Origin of the sequence: Flavobacterium flabelliforme (genome assembly GCF_017948675.1) — a bacterium.
Taxonomy (GTDB): Bacteria; Bacteroidota; Bacteroidia; order Flavobacteriales; family Flavobacteriaceae; genus Flavobacterium; species Flavobacterium pygoscelis.
Genome location: NZ_JAGFBU010000020.1, coordinates 1 through 1,489, shown reverse-complemented (window position 1 = coordinate 1,489; position 1,489 = coordinate 1). Strand labels below are relative to the sequence as shown.

The 1,489-nt window shown below is 38.8% G+C and carries 1 protein-coding gene; it reads left to right on the top strand.

Annotated features, from left to right (window positions below):
* A partial coding sequence (locus J3S90_RS15675) for an MBG domain-containing protein (RefSeq protein ID WP_317192551.1) occupies positions 1-1,489 on the top strand: 1,489 nt, incomplete at both ends.

The following is a 1,489-nucleotide window of genomic DNA, read 5'->3' as shown; positions in this document are numbered from 1 at the left end:
CTCTTACGAATTACAATGCAGCCAATACTTATGATTTTTCACCTGCAGGACCAACTGTTAGTGCAGCAGGAGTCATAACAGGCGGTATGATAGGAACGGCTTACACGGTTAAAGCAACTAACGCTTCCGGATGTATTTCAGCAGCTTCTAATAGTTTTACTGTTATAAACCTAACACAGTTGGCTACACCAGTAACTCCAGTAGTGAGCACAACAGCAGCGACTTGTTCTGCTGCAGGAAGTATGACTCTTACGAATTACAATGCAGCCAATACTTATGATTTTTCACCTGCAGGACCAACTGTTAGTGCAGCAGGAGTCATAACAGGCGGTATGATAGGAACGGCTTACACGGTTAAAGCAACTAACGCTTCCGGATGTATTTCAGCAGCTTCTAATAGTTTTACTGTTATAAGCCTAACACAGTTGGCAGTTCCTTCAACTCCAGTAGCTAATAATCAAACAGTATGTGATGATGGTACAACAAATCAAACCTTAACAGCTTCAGCAAGTGGTGGAACTATTACTTGGTATACAGCTTCAACTGGTGGTACAATTGTTACATCACCAACATTAACTGGTGTAGGTACAAAAACGTATTACGCTGAATCATCTAATGGGACTTGTTCTAGTACAACAAGGCAAGCGGTAATGCTAACTATCAATGCAACTCCTTTAACACCTACAACGAAAGATATTGAATATTGTCAAGATGATATTGCTCAAGCCTTAACTGCAACAGCTAATGACTCTTCCAATACACTATATTTTTATGAATCACAAACTTCCTCTCCTCAAATTAGTTTAATACCTAGTACTAACGTTTCTGGAGTATTTACTTATTATGTTTCTGAAAAAAGTAGTTCTTGTTTCAGTCCACTAAAGGCATTAGTAGTTACTATTAATCCTAAAATAACAATAACTTCACAGCCCATAAACAAAACTATTATTTATGGAGAAGATACGAATTTTGCAGTAGTAGCTAATAATGTTACATCATATCAATGGCAAGTAAATACTGGATCAGGATATACTAATATTTCAAATAATAGTACCTATTCTAATGCAACAACATCCACTTTAACTATTACAAAGCCTACGGTTTTGATGAGTAGTTATAACTACCGCGTTGTTTTAACAAATAATTGTAACACCGTAAGCACAACAGACGCGCTATTAACGGTAACACCAAAAGCGATCAACGTGAGTGTGGTAGCCGATAATAAAACCAAAGTCTACGGAGACGCGAACCCAGTATTAACCGCTGTGGTAACTGGAACGGTAAATGGCGATATGATTGACTATACGTTAAGCACTACCGCTACGACTACTTCAGCAGTAGGAAGCTATCCAATTGCAGTGACTTTAGGCAGTAATCCAAACTATACGGTAAGCACAACAGACGCGCTATTAACGGTAACACCAAAAGCGATCAACGTGAGTGTGGTAGCCGATAATAAAACCAAAGTCTACGGAGACGCGAACCCAGT